Here is a 21,520-nt window from a genome sequence, read left to right as displayed (position 1 = left end):
GCACTGGCAATGGACCACCACCGTCCCCGCCGTCTGGTGATCAAGATGACAAGAGCCGGATGAATCGAGAGGTTCACGTCCGGATCTGTGGGAGCCGGAGGGTGCAATCCCCTCCGGCCACCCGACCGCCGAGTGTGCCGTCGTGGCGGGCTGCCGTCGATATTTCCGCCCTGTATACACGCTCGAAGCCGGCACCGCACACTCGATACGACGGAATTACAGCCGCCTCGGTGAGCACGTGAGACATCCCCGAACACCTGCCATTACAAGAGGTTTGAGCGGAGATGTGGCGAGTCGAAACAGACACCGAGGTACGTGGGCATCCAAGGCTGCGCAAGAGGACATCGTTGAGGCAGCAGCATCCGTAGTCACCTTGAATTCTCGAGTGAGGCGGGAAGATCTGCCCATACCGAGCCGCCGAAACTCTTGTGGCACCGATGAAGACACCACCCGGCAATGTCAGGCCACGTCGATGACCACCTTGCCCAGGACCTTGCGATCGGCCACATAGCGCAGGGCCGCGGCGGTGTCGGCCAACGGAAACCGCGCGCCGATGTGGGGCCGGATCCTGCCGGCGGCGAACAGCTGCGCCAACTCGCCGAGGTCACGGTTGGCCTCGGCGGGGTGGTCACTGGCAAAGGTGCGAATCTCCATGCCGCGCACGGTGATGCCCTTGAGCAGAACGAGATTCAGCGGAATCGCCGGGATGGCGCCGGCCGCGTAGCCGAGGGTGATGAACGTCCCGCCGCGGGCCAGGCCGCGCAATGCCGGTTCTGAGTACCGGCCGCCGACGGGGTCGATCACCACGCGCGCTCGGTCGTCGGTGAGCTCCCGGATGCGGGCTTTCAGGTCCTCGCGGTCGTAGTCGACGGTCGCCCGCGCGCCGCGTCGGGCGCACAGCTCCAGCTTTTCCGGGCTAGAGGCCGCCGCCAGCACGCGGGCGCCCATGGCGACCGCCAGATCAACGGCGGCCAGACCCACGCCCCCGGCGGCGCCCAATACCACCACCCAATCCCCTTCTGACACTTGCCCAACCGAGTGCAACGCGTGATACGCGGTTCGATAAGTGACCCCGAAGGCGGCGGCCGAAGCCAGATCGGCGTCGTCGGGAACGAGCGTTGCCGACGCCGCATCCAGGAGCGCCCGCTCGGCGAATGCCCCGACGGCCGTGGCCCCGAACACCCGCTGCCCGGCAGCAAAGGGCGCCCCCTCGCCGGCGGTCAGCACCTCGCCGGCGAACTCGCTGCCCGGCGTGAACGGCACCGGAATCCGGATCTGGTATTTGCCGGCGATCAGCAGCACGTCGGGAAAGTTCACGGCCGCGGCGTACACCTGCACCAGGAGTTCGCCGGGCCCGGGGACGGGCTCGGGAACCTCAGCGATAACCAGGTCCTCGGGCGGACCGTACGCACGGCAGACGACCGCACGCATCAACGGGCCGCGGTCACGACGAAGAGGGTAGGGCCGGAACGTGATCCACGAGGTCGCCATACTTGGCGCGGGCAGCCTCACGGCGGACGTCCAGCATTTCGCTGGGCCGCTCGGCGTCTTCGGCGTCGTAGTTCTTCAGCAGCAGTCGGGCCAGGTTGACCTTGTGTGCTTCGGTGGGCCCGTCGGCCAGGCCGAGGGCCACCCCACCGAGCAACACGTTGACCAGCGGCAGCTGATCGGTGGTGCCCAACGCGCCGTGTACCTGGATAGCGCGCAGCCCAATCGATTTGAGCACTTGCGACGCGAGGATCTTGCAGGCACCGATCTCGGCTCGCGCCGCATGCTCGCCGGCGGTGTCGATCAGCCAGGCCGCATGCAGCACCGCCAGCCGAAACGGCATCAGCTCGGTGTAAGAGTCGGCGATAAACGCCTGGACCAGTTGCTTGTCGGCCAACGAACTACCCTGTGTGAAGCGGCTTTTCGCGCGGCGTGCCATCATCTCGATGGCGCGTTGCGCCATCCCGAGCGAGCGCATCGCGTGATGCAACCGGCCACCGGCGAGCCGGGTCTGCAGGATCATGAAGCCCTGTCCGGGTTCGCCCAGCAGCGCGTCTGGTCCCACCCGCACGCCGTCGTATCGCACCAGGGAATGTCCGGGCTCGTGCGGTAACGCGCCCACCAGGTGATGGTTGGCCTCGATGGTCAGCCCTGCGGTTCCGGCCGGGACCAGGAATGTCGAGGCGCCGCGATGCACGGGCACGTCGGGATCGGTGATGGCGACTACGATGAAGAAGGACGCGACGGATGCGTTGGACGAGAAGTACTTTCGCCCGGTGATCACCCAGCCGTCACCATCGCGGACGGCACGGGTGGTGAACACCCGCGGGTCGGCGCCGCCTTGGGGTTCGGTCATGGAGAAGCAGGAGAAGATCTCACCGGAAAGCAGGCCCTGCAGGTAGCGGTCCTTCTGCTCCTGGGTGCCGAAGCGCGCGATGATTTCGGCGTTGCCGGTGTCGGGTGCCTGGGTACCGAACACTATCGGCGCCCACGGGCTGCGGCCCAGGATCTCGTTGATCAGCGTCAGCTTCACCGCGCCGAAGCCCTGCCCACCCAGTTCTGGACTCAAATGCGGCGCCCACAGGCCCTGGTCGCGAACCTGCTGCTTGAGCGGATCGACGATCCGGCGGCGTTGGTCGTCGAGTGGCAGGAACTCGCAGCCCGGGAACAGCACTTCGAGAGGTTCCACCTCGTCGCGCACGAAGCCGCGGATCCAGTCGAGCTTCTTCTCGAATTCCGGTTCGGTGGAGAAGTCCCAAGGCACGCGAATGCTCCTATCTCTCAGGGGATTCCACCGTCGGCCCGGACAATCGAGCCGGTGGTGAAACTGGACGCGTCGGACGCGAGAAACAGTGCGGCGCCGACGATCTCGGGTGGATTTCCGGCCCTACGCAACGAAAGATGCCCGAACGGATTCTGCGTTGCCTGCTCCAGATTCCAGGCCTTACTGATGTCGGTGAGAAACGGTCCGGCCATCAGTGTGTTGACCCGCACCGAAGGCCCGAACGCCCGCGCGAATCCTTCGGTCATCGCATTGAGTCCCGCCTTGGCCGCGGCGTAGGGGATGATGTCTGCGCCCGGCCGCAGCGAACCGGTGGAGCTGACGTTGATGATCGACCCGCGCCCGGCCGCCACCATTCGCTCGCCGACCAGTGCCGACAACCGGAACGGCCCTTTGAGGTTGAGATTGACGACGGCGTCGAACAGCTTCTCGGTGACATCGGTGAGCTTGTCGTACAGCGGTGACATGCCCGCATTGTTGATCAGCGTGTCGACCTTGCCGAACCGGTCGTAGGCCGCCGCGACCAGCCCGTCGAGCTGGTCCCAGCGTCCTACGTGCACTTGGTAAGCCATCGCGGTGCGACCGGTCTCGGCTTCGATCTCGGTGGCGGTGGCCACGCAGTTGTCCAGGTTGCGGCTAGCGATCACCACGTCGGCACCGCAGCGGGCGACGGCGAAGGCCATTTCGCGGCCCAATCCGCGGCTGCCGCCGGTGATCAGCACCACCTGGCCGGTGAGGTCGAAAAGCCGTTCCGCATAACCCATTTCAGCGGGCCTTGGCGAGTTCGGCCGCGGTGGCGATGAGCTGGGGGACCATCGTCGCGAAAGTTTCGGTGATCTTGGGGTCCACGGTGCGGGGTCCCGGCCGAACCGCGGCTGCGTACGTCTTCTCCAGCACGATCCCGAGTTTCCAGTTGGCCAGCACCAGGTAGTAGTCGATGTGCTCGGTGGACAGCCCGCTGATCGCCTCGTAGTGCGCCAGCAGCTCGCCGCGCCTGGGCATGCCGCGCACGTCGAGATAGAATCCGTCGGCGCGCGGTTCCTCGCCGTCATAGCCCAGTAGCGCCCAGGCCAGGTCCAGCAGCGGATCGCCCACCGTCGTCATCTCCCAGTCCACGATCGCGGCCAGCCGGGCCGGCGCCCCGTGCGCGAACATGACGTTGGCGAATTGATAGTCGCCGTGCATGATGCCCGGCGTGTAGTGCGCGGGGCGGTTGCGGCGCAGCCAGTCGGCGGCCTCCTGCAGGCCTGGTAATTCGCGCACCTGATAGGCGGCCAGGAAGCGCAGCCAGCGATCGACCTGCCGTTCATGGAAACCCTCCGGACGGCCGAACCCGTCGAGACCCTGCGCGCGCCAATCCACCCGGCCCAGCTTGGCGGCACCCTCGACGAGCTGGAACGCCAGCCCACGCCGGGCATCCAGGTCGGTGTCGAACGGCGCCTGCCACCCGCCGTCCATCGGGCTCCACCCGTCGATGGCGCGCATCACGTAGAACGGCATGCCCAGCACCGAAGCGGTCTCGTCGGCGCCGATCAACTCGGCATGCGGCACGTCGGTGCCCGACAACGCCCGCACCAGCCGGATTTCCCGCAGCAACCCGTCGACCCGGGCCGCGTCCGCCCGGGGGCCGGGCATCCGCAGCACCATGCGTTGATCGCCGCGCCGAATCAGGTACAGCGTGTTCTGGGATCCGCCGCTCAGCTGCTCGAGTTCCGGCTCCGCGCCGCCGCCCGGTGCGCCGTTCGCATCGAGCCAACGACCGATGACGCCGGCGTCCAGCTGCGTTCCGCTGGCAGTCGTCATGGGCTGCACACCCGCTCTCGGCTCGGAGAATTACATTCTCAAGCGGCATGGTAGCGCCGGGCAAGCCGCATGTAAGGCTTGGCCCATGCAACTGCTTCTGGTCCGGCATGCTTTGCCGCTGCGCAGCGAACACGGCGAAGGTTCGGATCCGGACCTGTCGGACACCGGCATAGCCCAGGTGGCGCGGCTACCCGAGGCGCTGGCCAGGTTCCCCATCTCGCGGGTGGTGAGCAGCCCGCAGCGCCGCGCCATCCAGACCGCCGTACCGGTTGCGGCGGCGCTTGACCTGTCGGTCGACGTCGACGACCGATTCGCCGAATATGACCGCGACCTTCCGGTGTACATCCCGGTCGAGCAGATCCGTGAAGAAAACCCGCAGGAATGGGCGCGGATGGCTCAGGGGCAGCTGCCCAGTGCCGTCGACGAGGATGCCTTCCGCGCGCGGGTCCGCGCGGCCGTCGACGACGTCGTCAGCTCTGCCGATCCGGACGAGACCGTCGCGGCGTTCAGCCACGGCGGGGTGATCAACGTGGTGCTGCAGGAGATCCTGGGAACGGCACGCCTGTTGTCATTCCCCATCGACTACGCCTCGGTGACTCGGCTGTTGTTCTCCAGGTCCGGTCAGGCGACGGTGGTGACGGTCAATGCGACCGAACATGTGTGGGACCTATTGCCCCGGAACCGGCGCCTGCTCGGCGACGACGCGGGCCGTCGCACAGGCTGAAAGGGAGCCGGGCCGCCGACGGTGGTAAACAAGTTCGGTGACTTCGGTTCACCGACTCGACGGCCTCGACCTGGCCGCACTGGACGGATATCTGCGTTCGCTCGGCGTCGAGCGCGACGGTGAGTTACGCGGTGAGCTGATCTCCGGCGGCCGCTCCAACCTCACCTTCCGGGTCTACGACGACGCGACGAGTTGGCTGGTGCGGCGCCCACCGCTACACGGGCTGACGCCGTCGGCCCACGATATGGCCCGCGAGTACCGGGTTGTCGCCGCACTGCAGGACACACCGGTGCCGGTGGCGCGCACCCTCGCCCTGTGCGAGGACGACTCGGTGCTGGGCGCCCCCTTCCAGATCGTCGAATTCGTTGCCGGACAGGTGGTGCGCCGTCGCGCTCAACTCGAAGCGTTCGGCAGTCGGGTCATCGACCGCTGCGTTGACGCACTGATTCGGGTGCTGGTCGACTTGCACAGCGTCGACCCGAACGCCGTCGGCCTCGGCGATTTCGGTAGACCCGACGGCTACCTGGAACGGCAGGTGCGCCGCTGGGGTTCGCAGTGGGACCTGGTGCGGCTGCCCGACGACCGCCGCGACAACGACGTCGCCAGGCTGCATTCGGCTCTGCAGCAAGCGATTCCGAAGCAAAGCCGAACCTCGATCGTGCACGGTGACTACCGGATCGACAACACCATTCTGGATGCCGACGACCCGACGACGGTGCGTGCGGTGGTGGACTGGGAGCTGTCGACGCTGGGGGACCCGCTGTCCGACGCGGCCCTGATGTGCGTCTACCGCGACCCCGCGCTGGATCTGATCGTCAACGCGCAGGCGGCCTGGACGTCGCCGCTGCTGCCGACCGCCGACGAACTGGCCGACCGGTATTCGCTGGTTTCCGGGATGTCGCTGGGGCATTGGGAGTTCTACATGGCGCTGGGCTACTTCAAGCTGGCCATCATCGCGGCCGGCATCGATTTCCGCAGGCGCATGTCCGAGCTCGCCGACGGCCCAGCCGATTCCATCGACGACGCGCCCGACGTCGTGTCGCCGCTGATCTCGCGCGGCCTGGCCGAGATCACCAAGCCGATGTCCTGACCGGTCGGGTCGAGTGTGCGGCGGTGACTTCGGCTGTGACCCGACGGAGGGAAGGTCACGCGATCGCGCCGGCAGGCATTGCACACTCAAAGCCCAGGACGCACGGTCAACGGGGCAGCGGGCCGGCGGAGCGCAATGCCTGCGTGTGGGATTTCTTGGCGACACGACGCAGCTGAATGATCCGCGCGGTGCCGACCGCCACGGTCAGCAACCCACCCCCGACGGCCGCCAACAGGATGGCCACCCCCAGCGGCAGGTTCCAGTGCCAGCCCAAGAAGGTGAACGGGGTGGAGGCGGTGTTCTGCGCGATGAAGACCAGCAACAGGATCAGGATCAAAAACCCGGCGATCAACGACGACCACAGGGCGCCGGCCCGGGTCAGTGTGGACGCCGGGTCCTTGGCGGTCACACGAGGTCTGGGAGCCGAGGGCGGCTGTTCACGCGGGCCCGAGGGGTTGCTGGTCATAATGTCATTTTGTTCCCATCCCGCCCGGAATGAAACCAAGCTACGCGGGAAACGCGCATGAGGCGGGATTGCGGCGCCCCGATCGTCGTCAAGATAGTGTCACCGGCATGGGGATGCTGCGGCGCGCGCGTCGCGCGACACTTGCCGGGGCGGTCTGCTTGGTAACGGCATGTCCGGTGGCGGCGTGTGGCAACGCCGACCCGTTCGGGTCGTCAAATGGCACCATCAAGTCGATCGTCGTCGGCTCCGGCGACTTCCCGGAGTCGGAGATCGTTGCGGAAATCTATGCGCAGGCGTTGCAGGCCAACGGTTTCAACGTCGGGCGGCGACTGGGTGTCGGCAGCCGCGAGACCTACATACCGGCGCTCAAAGACCATTCCATCGATCTGGTGCCGGAGTACATCGGCAACCTGCTGCTGTACTTTCAGCCAGACTCAACGGTGACCACGCTGGATGCGGTCGAATTGGAGCTTTACAAGCGGTTGCCCGGCGACCTGTCGATCTTGACGCCGTCACCGGCCTCCGATACCGACACCGTCACCGTCACCAAGGCGACCGCCACCAACTGGAACCTGACGACCATCGCCGATCTCGCGGCGCATTCTGCCGAGGTGAAGTTCGCGGCGCCGTCGGTATTCCAGACCCGGCCGGCCGGGCTGCCCGGCCTGCGCCAGAAGTACGGACTCGACATCGCGCCAGCCAATTTCACGACGATCAACGACGGCGGCGGCGCGGTGACCGTGCGGGCGCTGGTCGACGGGACCGTCACCGCAGCCAACATCTTCAGCACCTCGCCGGCGATCCGGCGCAACAACCTGGTGGTCCTGGCGGACCCGGAACACAACTTTTTGGTCGGCAACATTGTGCCGCTGGTCAATTCGCAGAAGAAGTCGGATCGCCTCAAGGATGTCCTGGACGCGGTCTCGGCGAAGCTGACGACCGAAGGCGTGGCCGAACTCAATGCCGCGGTGTCGGGCAACGACGGCGTAGATCCCGACCAGGCGGCTCGGAAATGGCTGCGCGACAACGGCTTCGACCATCCCATCCAGCCATGATCAGCTTCGACAAAGTCGCCAAGGTGTACGCCGACGGCACCACCGCCCTGGACCGGTTGAGCCTCGAAGCCCCTCAAGGCAGGCTTACCGTCTTCGTCGGCCCCTCCGGTTGTGGCAAGACCACCGCACTGCGGATGATCAACCGGATGGTCGAGCCGACCTCGGGCACCGTCACCGTCAACGGCACCGACGTGGCGGGCGTCAACCCGGTGCGGTTGCGGCTCGGCATCGGCTACGTCATTCAGAGTGCGGGATTGATGCCGCACCAACGGGTGATCGACAACGTCGCGACGGTGCCCGTGCTCAAAGGGCAGTCGCGCCGGGCCGCCCGCAAAGCCGCCTACCAGGTGCTCGAGCGGGTCGGGCTGAGTCCCAAGGTCGCCACCCGTTACCCGGCGCAACTCTCCGGCGGCGAGCAACAGCGCGTCGGAGTGGCCCGCGCGCTCGCGGCCGACCCGCCGATCCTGTTGATGGACGAGCCGTTCTCGGCCGTCGATCCCGTGGTCCGCCACGACCTGCAGAATGAAATCCTGCGCCTGCAAAGCGAATTACATAAGACCGTCGTCTTCGTCACGCACGACATCGACGAGGCGTTCAAACTCGGCGACACGGTGGCGGTGTTCGCGCCCGGCGGCCGGCTACAGCAATGCGACGTGCCGGCCAAGCTACTTTCGCGCCCGGCCAACGATTTCGTGTCGAAATTCATCGGGCTGGGCCGCGGCTATCGGTTGCTGCAGCTCATCGACGGCGCCGGACTTCCGTTGCACGACATTACCCGCGTGACCGCAAACACCCTGCACGACAAGCCGCTCCCGGATGGCTGGGTGCTGGTGGTCGACGACGGCCACGCGCCGTTGGGCTGGATTGACGCCGACGGCGTGCGCCGCCACCGAAACGGCGCCGCGTTGGCGGACACCGTGACCGTCGTCGGCTCGGTGTTCCGCCCCAACGGCAACCTCAGCCAGGCGCTCGATGCGGCGCTGTCGTCGCCCTCGTCGATGGGTGTCGCCGTCGACGGCGGCGGCAAAGTGATCGGCGCAGTACTGGCCGACGACGTGCTGGCCGCGGTGACACGTCGACGGCAGGGCTGAGGCGTGCGTTATCTGCTGACCCACCTCGACACCGCCTGGGTGCTGACCGTGATCCATCTGCGGCTGTCGCTGATTCCGGTGCTGATCGGGATGGCGATCGCGGTGCCGCTGGGCTTGGCGGTGCAGCACGCGCCGGTGCTGCGGCGATTGACCACGGCAACGGCCAGCATCGTGTTCACCATCCCGTCGCTGGCGCTGTTCGTGGTGTTGCCGCTGATCATCAAGACGCGCATCCTCGACGAGGCCAACGTCATTGTCGCACTGACCGCCTATACGACGGCGCTGTTGGTGCGGGCCGTGCTCGAGGCGCTGGATGCGGTGCCGGCACCGGTGCGGGACGCGGCCGTCGCGGTCGGCTACTCGCCGATCCGCCGGATGATCAAAGTCGAACTGCCGCTGTCGATCCCGGTACTGGTAGCGGGGCTGCGGGTGGTCGTCGTGACCAACATCGCGATGGTTTCGGTGGGCTCGGTGATCGGCATCGGCGGCCTGGGCACCTGGTTCACGGCGGGATACCAGACCGACAAGAGCGACCAGATCGTGGCCGGCATCATCGCGATGTTCACCCTGGCCGTTGTCATCGACATGCTGCTCAGCCTGGCCGGCCGGCTGGCCACACCCTGGGAGCGCGCGTCACCCAGCCGTCGCCGGATCAGATCCACCATCGTCGGCGGTAGCCGATGAAAGCGACGAACTTCCTCGAGCAAACCTGGTCCTACTTCTCGACGGCGGCTAATTGGACCGGACCCGCCGGGCTGGCCGCCCGCACGGTGGAGCACCTGGAATACACCGCGCTGGCCGTGGCCGCTGCGGTGGTGATCGCCGTCCCGATCGGAATGCTCATCGGGCACACCGGCCGCGGCCAAGTGCTGGTGGTCGCCGTGGTCAACGGGCTGCGTGCGTTGCCGACGCTGGGTGTGCTGCTGCTGGGCGTGCTGGTGTTCGGGCTGGGGATCGGGCCGCCGATCGGGGCCCTGATGCTGCTGGGCATTCCGTCGCTGCTGGCCGGCACGTATGCGGGCATCGCCGGTGTCGACCCGCTGGTCGTCGATGCCGCCCGGGCGATGGGGATGACGGAATCGCGGGTGCTGCTGCGGGTCGAGCTGCCCAATGCAATGCCGCTGCTGCTCGGCGGGCTGCGCGGCGCGACGCTGCAGGTGGTTGCCACCGCGACGGTGGCCGCCTACGCCAGTCTGGGCGGGCTGGGCCGCTACCTGATCGACGGGATCAAGGAGCGCCAGTTCCACATCGCCCTGGTCGGTGCGGTGATGGTGGCCGCGCTGGCGCTGATCCTGGACGCGGTGCTGGCGTTGGCGGTATGGGTGTCGGCGCCGGGCACCGGCCGCCTGAGAAAGCCCGCCAGGAGGCCAAATCGCGAAATTGACGTCACAGTTAGCTCCAATTTCGCCACGGCCGGCGGACACGTCCTACGGTAGGAGTGTGAACTCCGCTCCCTCTGATCCGGCCCGGCGCGTCTGGTCAGCAATGTTGACTTGGCGTGCACAGGACGTCTCACGCATGGAATCGGTACGAATCCAGGTGTCCGGCAAGCGAATCAGGGCCAACGGCCGCATCGTGGCGGCGGCCACCGCAACAAATCCGGCCTTCGGCGCCTACTACGACTTGCAGACCGACGAGTCCGGCGCCACCAAGCGGTTCGGGCTGACCGTCACGCTGGCCGAGCGGGAACGGCAGCTTGCTATCGCCCGTGACGAGGAGAACATGTGGCTGGTCACCGACCACCAGGGCGAGCGGCGTGCGGCCTACAACGGTGCGCTCGACGTCGACTTGGTGTTCAGTCCGTTCTTCAACGCCTTGCCGATCCGGCGCCTTGCAATCCACGAGAAGGCCGAGTCGCTGGCCTTGCCGATGGTCTATGTCAACGTCCCCGAGATGACCGTCGACGCGGCCACCGTCAGCTACACCAGCGAGGGACGTCTGGATGCGATCAAGCTCCGGTCACCGGTCGCCGACACCACCGTGACCGTCGACGCCGAGGGATTCATCGTGGACTATCCAGGATTGGCAGAGCGGATCTGATCACCCCACCCGCCCGGCCCGCGGCGGCCAGTTGCTCGCGCCATCTCTCGGCGCCGATCATCACCGTGATGATGTCGGAGCGCGGGAAGCTCTCGTAGCGGGTGCGTGCCGAGTGGCCGGCGTCGGCCAAGTCGGCGACCGAGCCGTGGCCGGCCAGCGAATCGCGGGCGCGGCCCAGCAACTCGATGACCCGGTCGGTGACCGGCACCAACTGGCCGGTGTTGGCTTCACACATCGCGCGCACCAGATCCGGGGCGGTGCCGGCGACTCGGGTGGCGTCCCGGAACGACCCCGCAGCCAGCGCGAAAGCCAGCGGCACCTCGGCGGCGGTGATCGCCAGCGCCTCGGCAAGCAGATGCGGTAAGTGGGAGATGGCGGCTGCGGCGGCATCATGCTCGTCGGATTTGGCGGGGACCACCACAGCCCCGCAGTCCAGTGCCAACGTCATCACCATCGACCACACCTGGGGATCGACGTGATCGTCCACGGCGATCACCCAGGGTGCTCGGGTGAACAGCCCCCCATGGCCGGCCGCCCAGCCCGAGTGGGCGGTGCCCGTCATCGGGTGACCGCCCACGAAGCGGGCCTGCAGACCGGCGGCGGCGACCTCGTCGAGCACCGCGCATTTGACGCTGGTGACGTCGGTCAGCGGACAGTTGGGGGCCGAGTCACGGATATGGGCGAGCATGTTGGGCAACGCCGGCATCGGAACCGCCAGCACGATCAACGCTTCGATGTCCGCGGCCCGAGTCAGCGTCTCAGAAAGATCGGTGCTGGCGTCAAATCCTTCGGCCCGGGCGCCGTGGGCACCCTCCACCGACCGGTTGTAGCCGAAAACCTCGCGGCCGGCCGCTGCCGTGGCTCGCATGATCGAGCCGCCGATCAGCCCCAGCCCGAGCACGCACACGGGTGTCGTCTGCACAGTCCCAGGTTGGCACACTTGTCCGGTCGGTGCGCGGTTCTAGGGCGCTGCCGGCCATCGGTGTCGGAACGAGCCGTCTGGTCACGGGCCTGGTCAGCGACTAGCGTAAGCGGCCATGGGAGCACAACGGGCCTCCGCGCCGGGCCCGTCCGCCGACGCGCCGGACGGTTTCGGCGTTGCCGTCGTGCGTGAAGAGGGCAAATGGCGCTGCGCGGCAATGGGTCGGAAAGCGCTGACCAGCCTGGCGGCCGCCGAGACGGAACTGCGTGAACTGCGCAGTTCCGGAGCGGTGTTCGGGCTGCTCGACATCGACGACGAGTTCTTCATCATCCTGCGCCCCGCACCCTCAGGGACGCGTCTGCTGCTGTCGGACGCGACGGCGGCGCTGGACTACGACATCGCCGCCGAGGCATTGGACAGCCTGGACGCCGAGATCGATCCCGACGACCTCGAGGATGCCGAGCCGTTCGAGGAGGGCGACCTCGGCCTGCTGGCCGACATCGGCCTGCCCGAGGCGGTGCTCGGAGTCATCCTCGATGAGACCGACCTCTACGCCGACGAGCAGCTCGGGCGCATCGCCCGGGAGATGGGCTTCGCCGAGCAACTGTCGGCGGTGATCGACCGCCTCGGCCGGTGACCGCTGGCCGCGTCGGTGACCGCTGACGAAGAGCTGATCCGTGCGGCATTGGCGGTCGCCGCGACGGCGGGTCCGCGTGACGTGCCCATCGGCGCGGTCGTCGTCGGCGCCGACGGAACAGAACTGTCCCGCGCGGTGAATGCCCGTGAGGCGCTGGGTGATCCGACCGCGCACGCCGAGATCCTCGCCTTGCGTGCGGCGGCGGCCGTGCTCGGTGACGGCTGGCGGCTGGAGGGAACGACGCTGGCGGTCACCGTGGAACCGTGCACCATGTGCGCGGGTGCGCTGGTGCTGGCGCGGGTCGCTCGCCTGGTGTTCGGCGCCTGGGAACCCAAGACGGGAGCGGTCGGGTCGTTGTGGGACGTGGTCCGCGACCGTCGGCTCAACCATCGTCCGCAGGTGCGGGGCGGTGTGCTCGCCGCGGACTGTGCCGCACCGCTGGAGGAGTTCTTCGCCCGCCAGCGATTGGGGTGACCGGCCACCCGTTCGGTAAGCTGCTCGACGGTGGCGTGTCCGAGCGGCCTAAGGAGCACGCCTCGAAAGCGTGTGACGGCTAACACCGTCCGAGGGTTCAAATCCCTCCGCCACCGCCTTCGTATCGCGGATTATCCGTTCTATTCGCGCTGCTAGCTTCATCGACCTGAAAAGTGGCCGACGGACTGCCCGGTCGCTCGACTTTTCGTTTCTTTCGTTTTAACGTGGCTCTATGACAGCTGCCGTAGCCGTTGAAGAGCGGACCCTTCTACCACCTCAAGAACCGGAAGGCCTCGCGCCGCTGCTGGAAGCGCTCGGCTCTCCGGACGTTTCCGTGTGCGGCGGCAACGGGCGGGCGATTACCCTTCCCGATTCTGTGCGCGACGCGCTCTACAACGTGGTACTGGCGCTGTCACAAGGCAAGGGCATCTCACTCATTCCGCGCCAGCGCAAGCTCACCACGCAGGAGGCAGCCGACCTGCTGAACATCTCCCGCCCGACGCTGGTGAAGCTTCTCGAAGACGGACGTATTCCGTTCGAAAAGCCTGGGCGGCACCGCAAGGTCAGCCTGGATGCTCTGCTGGAGTATCAGCGGCAGACACGGGCCAACCGGCGCGCAGCGCTAGACGAGCTGACCCAAGACTCCGCTGGCGAAATTGAGGCAATTCTGAAGGCGCAGTGAAGGATTAAACGAGCAATGTCGGCGTTCCCGGTGGTGTTGGACGCTTGCGTGCTCGTTCCCTATCCGCTGGTCGATTTTCTGCTGCGGCTGGCCGACGAAGGGATTTATCGGCCGCTGTGGTCTGAGGATATTCTCGATGAGACTCGACGCGCCCTGATCAACAAGCTCAACAGGACGCCCGAAGCGGTCGATAAGCGGCTAAAGGCGATGCGGGACAGCTTCATTGACGCCGAAGTAACCGGCTACCGCGATCTGATAAGCGCGATGCGCAACCACGAGGGGGACCGCCATGTCCTGGCCGCAGCCGTGCGAGAACGCGCCGAAGTGATAGTCACGACGAATCTCCCGCACTTCCCACCCGACGCCGTCGAGCCCTACCACATCGAAGTGCGGCACCCGGACGCCTTCCTGCTCGACCAGATCGACCTCTACGAGGACGCGACACGTAGCGCCCTCCTCGGGATCGTGGCCGCCTGGAGCAATCCTCCATATACGGCCCACCAGATCCTCGATGCGCTCGGCACGCAGGCGCCGAAGTTCGCCGCAGAGGCGCGGCGGCTGGTCCCGACCCGAGCGGCGGGCCTCGGCGATGCGATCCGCACGCGCTTTCAGCGCAGGCCGTAGTCACGTATGCGTCGTTACCGCTGCCACAGCTGCAACCGACGGGCGCGGTTTCAGGGGCGTTATGCGTGAAGCCGTGGCGCAAGCTCTCACCCATTGGACGTCGGCGTGGGGTATTCATTCGGCCACCGGCGCTGACCGCGCCAACGAGGCATCGCGACGACTGCACCACACAACATCAGCGGTACTGCACGATGCCGAGTCCATCGATGCGTCGGAATTCGGCGACGTTGGCGGTGACGATGGGGATGCCCAATTGCAAACTCGCGCAACCGATCCAGAGGTCATTGGTACCGATCAGCTCACCCCGGCGACGTAGCTCCCGCACCACCCTGGCGTAGACGAACGCGATCTGATCATCCACTGGGACCAGGGTGTGTCCCTCGCGCATGGCGGTAACCACGGGGTGGTCGGCCCGGTCGAATCCTTCGGCGAACTCGCCCAGCGCGATCGTCGAAAGGAACAATTCGGCATCCGGTGAGCGTTTGAGGAACCGGTGCGCGGCGCCGTCGTCGTCACCCGCGGACCGCTCGCGTTGCAGATCGATGAGAAACGTCGTGTCGACGCTCACCCGGAGCGCCACAAGTCCTCGGGCGGTGTGTCCGTGTGCTGTGCTTCATCGAGGCGCGTGAGAACATCGTCACGCACCGTCGGGAGTTCAGCGAGTGCATCCAGAAGCGCCGCGGCCGTGGGAGCCTCGTTGCGCCAGTGCGCACGCTTGATGACTTGAGAGAACGACTCGTTCGGCGAACGTCGGGCAGCCCGAAGACGTTCGTACGCCTCGAGATCAATCGAGATCGTCTTAGTGGCCATTATGCATGCATACATGCATGGCACTGTGTAGGCAAGGTCCGAAGGCCCTGACCGCCGCCACGGCCAGGCCACCGCGCTTAGCCGCTTACCAGCAGTGGCAGCGAGATTGCTCCGGCGCCGCCGGTTACCACGATCACCCAGCGGCCGTCGACCGGCAGCGTCACCTCGATGCCGAAGATCGCGAACCCGACCTCGGCGGCGGTGGCGGCTTCGGGCAGCTCGAAGGGCATGTGCAGCGGCTCGTCGTCGGTGGGGGGCCAGATCTCGACATCCACCCGCCGGTCCGGGTTTCCGGTCTCGGTCTGCGTCAGCACCACGAGCAGAAACTGCGCCAACCGGTCGGCGTCGAGGGTGTATCGGAACAAGACGCCGCCGGAGACGTTGAGTTTGTTGTCCACCGCCGACGCTGCTTCGGCCAGGAAGGCCCCCACGATCATCCCGCCGAACCTACCGCTATTCTCGTCAGCTCAGCCCGCGCCGTAGGGCTGGGGCTGGGGCTGCTGGGGCTGCGGCGCACCGCCGTAACCGAGCTGCGAGGCGGTGTAACGGGCGGCCTCGGTCACTGGCACGGCTTGCACCGCGGTGCCGTAGGCGCAGATCTCGGTCCACACGTCACCGAGTTCGGTGGTGTCGAATCGCATCCCGACGATCGCGTTACCGCCCTTGTTGCGCGCCTCGTTCATCAGCCGGACCATCGCCTCGTTGCGGCTCTCGGCCAGATTCTTGGTCATGCCCTGCAGCTCGCCACCGAACATCGATTTGAAGCCAGCACCTATCTGCGAGAGGGCATTTCGTGATCGCACGGTGAGCCCGAAGACTTCGCCGCAGACGCGTTGGATCTCCCAACCCGGAATGTCATTGGTAGTGACGACGAGCACCGCACAACCTTCCTGCCGAAACCAGCAATGGCCTGGCTCCCGGTGCAGGGTACCGCTCCGCCGCCGGCTGTGGCGTTGCGGCGCAGCTATTCGGCGCTAGTCGGTGGCCAAGCCGCCGGCGAACACCCGATCGAGAGGTGGTGTACCTGGCTTCACCGGGGCTTCGCACTCGCGGATACCGTCTGAGTCACATTCCGATCGACACGTGGGATGGGGGCTTCGGTGGACACTGCAGCTGGCGGCACCGGCGATATCGGTGACACCGACTTCGACGATCTGACGTCACCTACGCTGACCGACGTGCAGCGCCAGGTGTTGGACTTCACCGAGTCGCGACGCATCCGGCTCGACGTCGACCAGATGCTGGCCGAGGCGATCGACCGGGCAGGAGCCGCCGACCTGGACGACACCGACGGCTTCGGTGACCGGCTGGCCGCGCACGTGGCGGCCATCGACGGCGACACAGGGCTGACTCAGCTCACCCGCGGCACCTTGCGGCAACGCGTGGTTCGGTTGCTGCGCAACCGCTTGTCGCTGACCGACCTGGTCAAGCGGTATCCCGAGATCGAATCGATCCCGATCGAGAAGCCCTTCATCGTGGTCGGGATGCCGCGATCCGGTACCACACATCTGGTCAACCTGATCGCCGCGGATCCACGCCGGCGCGCGCTGCCCTACTGGGAAAGCCAGGAACCTATTCCGGCCCGCGGCCAAGGCCCCGACATCTTCGGAGTGGACCCTCGCTACACCCGGACCAAGCAAGAGCACGACGCGCTCATGGTGACCGCCCCGGTGGTGGCCGCCATGCACGACCGCTTCCCCGAGGCCATCGAGGAGGAGGTGGAACTCCTCGACCTGGACATGGCCTCCTATGTCCTGGAATGGCATGCGCGAGTGCCGGACTGGCGCGACTACTATCTGACGCTCGACCAACACCGCCACTACGCGTATCTGAAAAAAGTGTTGCGGGCGTTGACATTTCTGCGCGGCCCGCGCACCTGGGTCCTCAAGAGCCCACAGCATGGTGAGCAGCTCGGCCCCTTGATGGCGACCTTCCCCGATGCCACCGTGGTTTTCACCCACCGCGATCCCGTCGCGGTGATCCAGTCGGCGATCACCATGATGGCCTACTCCGACCGGCTGCGCCGCAACAGCATCGACGCCGCCTGGCTGCTGGACTACTGGAGCGATCGAGTGCAGCGGCTGCTGCGCGCCTGCGTGCGCGACCGCGCCCTGGTGCCACCCGAGCGCAGCATCGACGTCGGCTTCCACCGGCTGAACGGCAACGAAATGCCCTTGCTCGAAGAGCTCTACCGGCGCGGGGAAGTCGAATTGACCTCCGAGGTACGTGGGCGCTTTCAGCAGTATCTGGACGGCAATCCCCGCGGCAAGCACGGCCGAATCCGCTACGACCTGCAACGCCACTTCGGCATCTCGGCCGACCGACTCCGTGAACGGTTCGGCTTCTATTTCGACAGATTCGACGTCCGCGCCGAGTCCTGACCCGATGAAGGAGACTACAGCGATGTTCGAACCGGTTTATCTCAGCCGGCCCGGCGCCGATGAGATACGCCCGGCGGCCGCCGAACGGGCCGAGGAGCTCGCCCCGGGCTTGTGGTGCTCCCCGGGCCTGTCGAATGCCTACCTGCTGACCACCGGCGACGGCCGGGTGATCGTCAACACCGGCATGGGTTTCGAGGGGCCGGTGCACCGCGCCAACTTCGACGCCGTCGACAACTCGCCGGTGCGCTACATCATCCTCACCCAGGGCCACGTCGACCATGTCGGCGGTCTGGACAGCGTCCGTGATCCCGATACCGTCGTTGTCGCGCAGGAGAATTGGACCCTGTGGCGCGACGACAACGAACGCCTCATCCGGTATCGCGCCAGCCGCAGCGCTTTCGCCTTCAAGGACACCCTGAAGACCGGCATCGAAGCGATTCAACGCCGCCTGGGCACCAGCCGTCTGCCCGCTCCGAGCGTTCCGGCCGTCGATCTGGACTTCGAGGACACCCTCGCGCTGGTGGTCGGCGGCCGGCGGATCGAACTGCTGGCGGTTCCGGGCGGAGAAACCACCGACTCGCTCGTGGTGTGGCTGCCTGACGAGCGAATATGCTTGTGCGGCAACACCTTCGGCCCCGTCTTCGGGCACGTGCCCAACCTCGTCACCATTCGCGGCGATCGCTACCGAGACGCCTTGACCGCCATCTCCTCGATCGAGCGGGTCCGCGACCTGCAACCCGAGCTGCTGGTAACCGGTCACTTCGCGCCGATCACCGGCGCCGAACGCATCAACGCCGAACTGACCCGGCTGCGCAGCGCCGTCCAGTACATCCACGACCAGACCGTCGCCGGGATGAACGCCGGAAAGGACGTCGCGACGCTGATGCGTGAGATCAGCCTGCCACCGGAATACGACGTGGGCCAAGGCTACGGAAAGGTCGCCTGGGATGTGCGGGCGATCTGGGAGAACTACTCGGGCTGGTTTCATCACCGTTCGACGACCGAGCTTTACCCCGTCGGCTTCGACGCCGTCGCGGCAGACGTCGTCGAATTGGCCGGCGCCGACGCACTCCTGGATCGGGCGCGCGCGCACCTGGCCGCCGGCCGGCCGCTGCACGCCATCCACCTCGCCGAGTTGGTGCCCGACGATCAGGCGCGCGCAGTGCTCAGACAAGCCCACCAGACATTGCTGGCCGACAGTACGAACTTCTGGGAAAGCGCATGGCTCGAGCATCAGATAGCGAGCAACTCATGACCGCGCGGGTGAGTTTCGACTTCACCGGAACCACCGCCCTGGTCACCGGCGGCACCAGCGGAATCGGACACGCGATCGCGACGCTGTTCCGCGATGCCGGGGCCGAGGTCGCGGTCACCGGAACCAAGGCGGCTGCGGCCGAGTACGAGACAGACCTGTCGGGCATGACGTATCACCGCCTGCACCTGGTCGATGCCGATTCGGTGGATCAGTTGGTTCAGCGTTTCTCCAGACTGGACGTGCTCGTCAACAACGCCGGCGCGAACTTCCCCGGCGGGCTCGACGAATCCAAGCCGGATGGGTTCGACACGTCGGTGATTCTCAACCTGACCGGTCCCTACCGATTGACCGTCGGACTTCGCCGGGCATTGAAGGCGTCGATGGCGTCCGGGGGTGCCAGCGTGGTCAACATGGCATCCATGTCTGCGCTGCGAGCGGTGCCGCTGGTACCCGGCTACGGGGCCGCCAAAGCGGGGATCATCTCTATCACCAGGAATCTCGCGGTCAAGTGGGCCCCGATGGGCATCCGGGTGAACGCGGTGGCACCGGGCACCATCGATACCCCGATGACCGCACCCATGCACATTGCACCCGAGTTGGTGGCGGCGGAGCTGGCTCATATTCCGTTGCGACGTTTCGGATCGGTCGGCGAGATCGCGCCCACGGTCGCCTTCTTGTGCACCGAGCACAGCAGCTACACCACCGGCGCCGTCTTCGTGGTCGACGGCGCCTCGGACTGCGTCTGATTGTCGATGCAGCCGGCCGGCGGGCCGTGGCCGCCGGAGCGGTCGCTCGCCGACACCGCGCGGCGCTGAGCGCCCCGCGTCGGCTCAGAAGCCGAACGACGGTGGCATCTCGCTGACCAGTACCGGAAGCGAGATCGCTCCGGTTTCGGCGGTCACGACCAACACCCAACGGCCGTCGACGGGCAAGCGCAGCTGGATCTCGAAGAAGGCGAACCCGGGAAACTCGGCGACCGCCGCTTCGGGCACTTCGAACTGCAGGCGTATCGCCTCGGCATCCGCGGGAGGCCTTGCCTCGATGTTGAGCTGCCGGTCGTCGGAACTGCCCGGCTCCGACTGCGTCAGCACCACTAAGACAAACCGGGCCAACCGGTCCGGCCCGACCGCAAATCGCGACAGCACGCCGCCCTGCACGTTGAGTTTGTTGTCCACCACGGCAGCGGCGTCGGCCAGGAAGGCACCCGTAAGTATCACGCCGCTGAACCTAACACGCAGCCAGCGAACCCGAGGGGCCAATCTGGCCCTTGACGGCGATCGCCCATGTGGGCGCCGGCCCCGTTGGCCCGCGAAATTTCTTGGGGTGCAGGTGAACCGAAACGGTGCTAAGACCGTGGATTGTGCAGAGGTTGGGCGCAGACGTGCGGCACGCCGCCACGGACGTAATCCGGCCTCGCCGTTTTCGAGGGCCGCTTTCGAGGGCCGCTTTCGAGCCGCGGCGATGCCAAGGCTCACCGAAAGGTGGGCTGCGGAGCTCTTGGGCACAACCGATTTTTGAGATTTGCAGATAAAACTATTCCGTACTACTACTATCGCTACTGACATCGTTTAGGGCCCGGTTACCTCGTCGCTGACCACCACTGACTGGCGCTATACAGGAGAAACACATGCAGTCGATGTCTATCGATCCGGCAGCCGCCGACATCGGTGCGCAGGTTGCCGACAACGCCTCCCAAGGACTGCAGGCCGGTGCGACGGCATCGACCCCGCTGACCTCGCTGCTGCCCGCCGGGGCCGACGAAGTCTCGGCCCAGGCGGTGGCCGCGTTCACGGTGGAGGCCGCTCAGCTGCTGGCTCTCAATCAAGCGGCGCAAGAAGAGCTGCGACGGGCCGGAGAGGCCTTCGCCGACATCGCGCGGATGTACACCGATGTCGACACCGCTGCGGCCACCAGCCTGACCGCCGTGGGACTGCTGCCCGGCTTCCGGATGGCGGCCGGCTAGCCGCAGCACGGCATACCGGTCGCGGCTTCGCGGATCCGCGGCCGGAAAGCGCGATACTGGGCAGGTGCCTGAACGCCAGCCTGACCGCAACGTGCTGGGCGGCCCCCTGCAACCGTGCGGTACCGACCCGCTGACCGGCTTCTATCGAGACGGCTGCTGTTCCACCGGCCCAGAAGACCTGGGCCGACACACCATCTGCGCAGTCGTCACCGCCGAATTCCTCGAGCATCAGCGCTCGATCGGCAACGACCTGTCGACACCCGTTCCCGAGTACCGCTTCCCCGGGCTGCTGCCGGGCGACCGCTGGTGCGTGACCGCGATGAATTGGCTACGGGCCCACCATGATGGCCGGGCCGCTCCGGTGGTACTGGCCGCCACCCACGAGCGCACCCTCGAGGTGATCGCGCTCGAGACGCTGAAAGAGCACTCCGTCGACGTGCCCGACGACCTGACCGACTTGTAGCGCGCTTCCGGCCGCTGCGCTTGCCGGGCCGCGGCCAGATTGCCGCCAGGGTTGTGGCCGCGTGAATCCACGACCAAAACCGCAGCCGTGGCGGCAATCTCGCTGTTCCCGGCCAGCAACGTGGTTACCGTGGCCGCGAGGCTTTGTGTCGATGTGGTCCAGACCACAAATGGCTGTCCTCAAGTGTCAAAATATTGTCTTCTGCTGTCAAGACGCGACGCTGTGATGTGCGGCAAGGTGTGTTCGACGGTTCAGCCACCTCCCCTCGGA

General features: G+C 66.6%; 27 protein-coding genes and 1 tRNA gene. 17 read left to right on the top strand and 11 right to left on the bottom strand.

Annotated features, from left to right (window positions below; translation table 11 throughout):
* Window positions 1-459 precede the first annotated feature (459 nt).
* Genes EET03_RS26460 through EET03_RS26445 form a run of 4 tightly spaced genes read right to left on the bottom strand, consistent with a single transcriptional unit; the run spans window position 460 to window position 4,573 of the window.
* Entirely contained in the window at window positions 460-1,431 is a 972-nt protein-coding gene (locus tag EET03_RS26460; RefSeq protein WP_099193836.1) for an NADPH:quinone oxidoreductase family protein, read from the bottom strand.
* 13 nt (window positions 1,432-1,444) lie between these two features.
* Entirely contained in the window at window positions 1,445-2,752 is a 1,308-nt protein-coding gene (locus tag EET03_RS26455) for an acyl-CoA dehydrogenase family protein (RefSeq protein WP_075543293.1), read from the bottom strand.
* Window positions 2,753-2,769: 17 nt separating this feature from the next.
* Window positions 2,770-3,534, bottom strand: a complete 765-nt coding sequence (locus EET03_RS26450) for an SDR family NAD(P)-dependent oxidoreductase (RefSeq protein WP_063472819.1) — start codon at window positions 3,532-3,534, stop codon at window positions 2,770-2,772.
* A gap of 1 nt (window position 3,535) precedes the next feature.
* Window positions 3,536-4,573, bottom strand: coding sequence for a phosphotransferase family protein (locus tag EET03_RS26445; RefSeq protein ID WP_075543294.1), 1,038 nt, complete (start codon window positions 4,571-4,573; stop codon window positions 3,536-3,538).
* 85 nt (window positions 4,574-4,658) lie between these two features.
* On the opposite strand from EET03_RS26445, the gene EET03_RS26440 reads away from it, so the two are divergent.
* Both EET03_RS26440 and EET03_RS26435 read left to right on the top strand, forming a co-directional pair.
* Window positions 4,659-5,297, top strand: a complete 639-nt coding sequence (locus EET03_RS26440) for a histidine phosphatase family protein (protein ID WP_063472821.1) — start codon at window positions 4,659-4,661, stop codon at window positions 5,295-5,297.
* A 37-nt stretch (window positions 5,298-5,334) separates the two neighbouring features.
* On the top strand, window positions 5,335-6,387 hold the full coding sequence (locus EET03_RS26435) for a phosphotransferase family protein (protein ID WP_075543295.1): 1,053 nt from the start codon (window positions 5,335-5,337) through the stop codon (window positions 6,385-6,387).
* A gap of 106 nt (window positions 6,388-6,493) precedes the next feature.
* Here EET03_RS26435 and EET03_RS26430 read toward each other — a convergent pair whose 3' ends face one another.
* Window positions 6,494-6,853, bottom strand: a complete 360-nt coding sequence (locus EET03_RS26430; protein WP_075543296.1) for a LapA family protein — start codon at window positions 6,851-6,853, stop codon at window positions 6,494-6,496.
* A gap of 107 nt (window positions 6,854-6,960) precedes the next feature.
* Between EET03_RS26430 and EET03_RS26425 the strand changes: the two genes are divergently transcribed.
* Genes EET03_RS26425 through EET03_RS26405 form a run of 5 tightly spaced genes read left to right on the top strand, consistent with a single transcriptional unit; the run spans window position 6,961 to window position 11,039 of the window.
* The gene (locus tag EET03_RS26425) at window positions 6,961-7,908 is read left to right on the top strand and encodes an ABC transporter substrate-binding protein (protein WP_075543297.1); all 948 of its coding nucleotides are present in this window, start codon (window positions 6,961-6,963) and stop codon (window positions 7,906-7,908) included.
* On the top strand, window positions 7,905-8,999 hold the full coding sequence (locus tag EET03_RS26420) for an ABC transporter ATP-binding protein (protein WP_075543298.1): 1,095 nt from the start codon (window positions 7,905-7,907) through the stop codon (window positions 8,997-8,999). The genes EET03_RS26425 and EET03_RS26420 overlap by 4 nt, the downstream gene beginning before the upstream one ends.
* A 3-nt stretch (window positions 9,000-9,002) precedes the next feature.
* Complete coding sequence (locus EET03_RS26415; protein WP_099193835.1) at window positions 9,003-9,683, top strand: ABC transporter permease; 681 nt, start codon at window positions 9,003-9,005, stop codon at window positions 9,681-9,683.
* Window positions 9,680-10,435 (top strand): ABC transporter permease, encoded by a 756-nt coding sequence (locus EET03_RS26410; RefSeq protein ID WP_075543300.1) that lies wholly within the window; start codon window positions 9,680-9,682, stop codon window positions 10,433-10,435. Before EET03_RS26415 ends, EET03_RS26410 begins: the two co-directional genes overlap by 4 nt.
* A 4-nt stretch (window positions 10,436-10,439) precedes the next feature.
* Window positions 10,440-11,039 carry a putative glycolipid-binding domain-containing protein gene (locus EET03_RS26405; RefSeq protein ID WP_063472828.1) on the top strand — a complete coding sequence of 200 codons (600 nt, stop codon included), beginning with the start codon at window positions 10,440-10,442 and terminating at the stop codon, window positions 11,037-11,039.
* Here the strand turns inward: EET03_RS26405 and EET03_RS26400 are convergent.
* Window positions 11,002-11,946 carry a prephenate dehydrogenase gene (locus tag EET03_RS26400; RefSeq protein ID WP_075543323.1) on the bottom strand — a complete coding sequence of 315 codons (945 nt, stop codon included), beginning with the start codon at window positions 11,944-11,946 and terminating at the stop codon, window positions 11,002-11,004. The genes EET03_RS26405 and EET03_RS26400 overlap by 38 nt on opposite strands.
* A gap of 130 nt (window positions 11,947-12,076) precedes the next feature.
* Between EET03_RS26400 and EET03_RS26395 the strand changes: the two genes are divergently transcribed.
* The 5 genes from EET03_RS26395 to EET03_RS26375 all read left to right on the top strand — a co-directional run bounded on the left by EET03_RS26395 (window position 12,077) and on the right by EET03_RS26375 (window position 14,378).
* Complete coding sequence (locus EET03_RS26395) at window positions 12,077-12,598, top strand: tRNA adenosine deaminase-associated protein (protein WP_036410390.1); 522 nt, start codon at window positions 12,077-12,079, stop codon at window positions 12,596-12,598.
* Window positions 12,599-12,613: 15 nt separating this feature from the next.
* Complete coding sequence (locus tag EET03_RS26390; RefSeq protein ID WP_036395206.1) at window positions 12,614-13,072, top strand: nucleoside deaminase; 459 nt, start codon at window positions 12,614-12,616, stop codon at window positions 13,070-13,072.
* A gap of 29 nt (window positions 13,073-13,101) precedes the next feature.
* Window positions 13,102-13,188, top strand: a tRNA-Ser gene (locus EET03_RS26385).
* Window positions 13,189-13,304: 116 nt separating this feature from the next.
* On the top strand, window positions 13,305-13,754 hold the full coding sequence (locus EET03_RS26380; RefSeq protein ID WP_075543301.1) for a helix-turn-helix domain-containing protein: 450 nt from the start codon (window positions 13,305-13,307) through the stop codon (window positions 13,752-13,754).
* Window positions 13,755-13,769: 15 nt separating this feature from the next.
* The gene (locus EET03_RS26375; RefSeq protein ID WP_082274715.1) at window positions 13,770-14,378 is read left to right on the top strand and encodes a PIN domain-containing protein; all 609 of its coding nucleotides are present in this window, start codon (window positions 13,770-13,772) and stop codon (window positions 14,376-14,378) included.
* Window positions 14,379-14,553: 175 nt separating this feature from the next.
* Here the strand turns inward: EET03_RS26375 and EET03_RS26370 are convergent, their stop codons facing one another.
* The 4 genes from EET03_RS26370 to EET03_RS26355 form a co-directional block, all read right to left on the bottom strand.
* Window positions 14,554-14,946 carry a type II toxin-antitoxin system VapC family toxin gene (locus EET03_RS26370; protein WP_244232558.1) on the bottom strand — a complete coding sequence of 131 codons (393 nt, stop codon included), beginning with the start codon at window positions 14,944-14,946 and terminating at the stop codon, window positions 14,554-14,556.
* Complete coding sequence (locus EET03_RS26365; RefSeq protein ID WP_063472841.1) at window positions 14,943-15,188, bottom strand: antitoxin VapB family protein; 246 nt, start codon at window positions 15,186-15,188, stop codon at window positions 14,943-14,945. Before EET03_RS26365 ends, EET03_RS26370 begins: the two co-directional genes overlap by 4 nt.
* Before the next feature lie 77 nt (window positions 15,189-15,265).
* Window positions 15,266-15,625 (bottom strand): hypothetical protein, encoded by a 360-nt coding sequence (locus EET03_RS26360; protein ID WP_063472830.1) that lies wholly within the window; start codon window positions 15,623-15,625, stop codon window positions 15,266-15,268.
* Window positions 15,626-15,655: 30 nt separating this feature from the next.
* Window positions 15,656-16,066: a YbjQ family protein gene (locus EET03_RS26355; protein WP_099193834.1), complete on the bottom strand. Its 411-nt coding sequence runs from the start codon at window positions 16,064-16,066 to the stop codon at window positions 15,656-15,658.
* Between the two features lie 222 nt (window positions 16,067-16,288).
* Here EET03_RS26355 and EET03_RS26350 point away from each other — a divergent pair, with 222 nt between their 5' ends.
* From EET03_RS26350 to EET03_RS26340, 3 genes are read left to right on the top strand one after another with little or no spacing between them, the layout of a single operon-like run.
* Window positions 16,289-17,569 (top strand): sulfotransferase family protein, encoded by a 1,281-nt coding sequence (locus EET03_RS26350; RefSeq protein ID WP_244232557.1) that lies wholly within the window; start codon window positions 16,289-16,291, stop codon window positions 17,567-17,569.
* A 22-nt stretch (window positions 17,570-17,591) separates the two neighbouring features.
* A complete protein-coding gene (locus EET03_RS26345) occupies window positions 17,592-18,824 on the top strand; it encodes an MBL fold metallo-hydrolase (protein WP_075543325.1) in 1,233 nt (410 codons plus the stop codon).
* Window positions 18,821-19,570: an SDR family NAD(P)-dependent oxidoreductase gene (locus EET03_RS26340; protein ID WP_075543304.1), complete on the top strand. Its 750-nt coding sequence runs from the start codon at window positions 18,821-18,823 to the stop codon at window positions 19,568-19,570. The genes EET03_RS26345 and EET03_RS26340 overlap by 4 nt, the downstream gene beginning before the upstream one ends.
* Window positions 19,571-19,654: 84 nt before the next feature.
* Here the strand turns inward: EET03_RS26340 and EET03_RS26335 are convergent, their stop codons facing one another.
* On the bottom strand, window positions 19,655-20,041 hold the full coding sequence (locus EET03_RS26335; RefSeq protein WP_036410375.1) for a hypothetical protein: 387 nt from the start codon (window positions 20,039-20,041) through the stop codon (window positions 19,655-19,657).
* A 410-nt stretch (window positions 20,042-20,451) separates the two neighbouring features.
* On the opposite strand from EET03_RS26335, the gene EET03_RS26330 reads away from it, so the two are divergent.
* Both EET03_RS26330 and EET03_RS26325 read left to right on the top strand, forming a co-directional pair.
* A complete protein-coding gene (locus tag EET03_RS26330) occupies window positions 20,452-20,787 on the top strand; it encodes a PE family protein (protein WP_063472834.1) in 336 nt (111 codons plus the stop codon).
* 91 nt (window positions 20,788-20,878) lie between these two features.
* On the top strand, window positions 20,879-21,250 hold the full coding sequence (locus tag EET03_RS26325) for a DUF2237 family protein (protein ID WP_075543326.1): 372 nt from the start codon (window positions 20,879-20,881) through the stop codon (window positions 21,248-21,250).
* Window positions 21,251-21,520 lie beyond the last annotated feature (270 nt).

It is taken from the genome of Mycobacterium innocens (assembly GCF_900566055.1).
Taxonomy (GTDB): Bacteria; Actinomycetota; Actinomycetes; order Mycobacteriales; family Mycobacteriaceae; genus Mycobacterium; species Mycobacterium innocens.
Note: the sequence above shows the minus strand (reverse complement) of the source record. Positions and strands in the feature narration are given on the sequence as shown.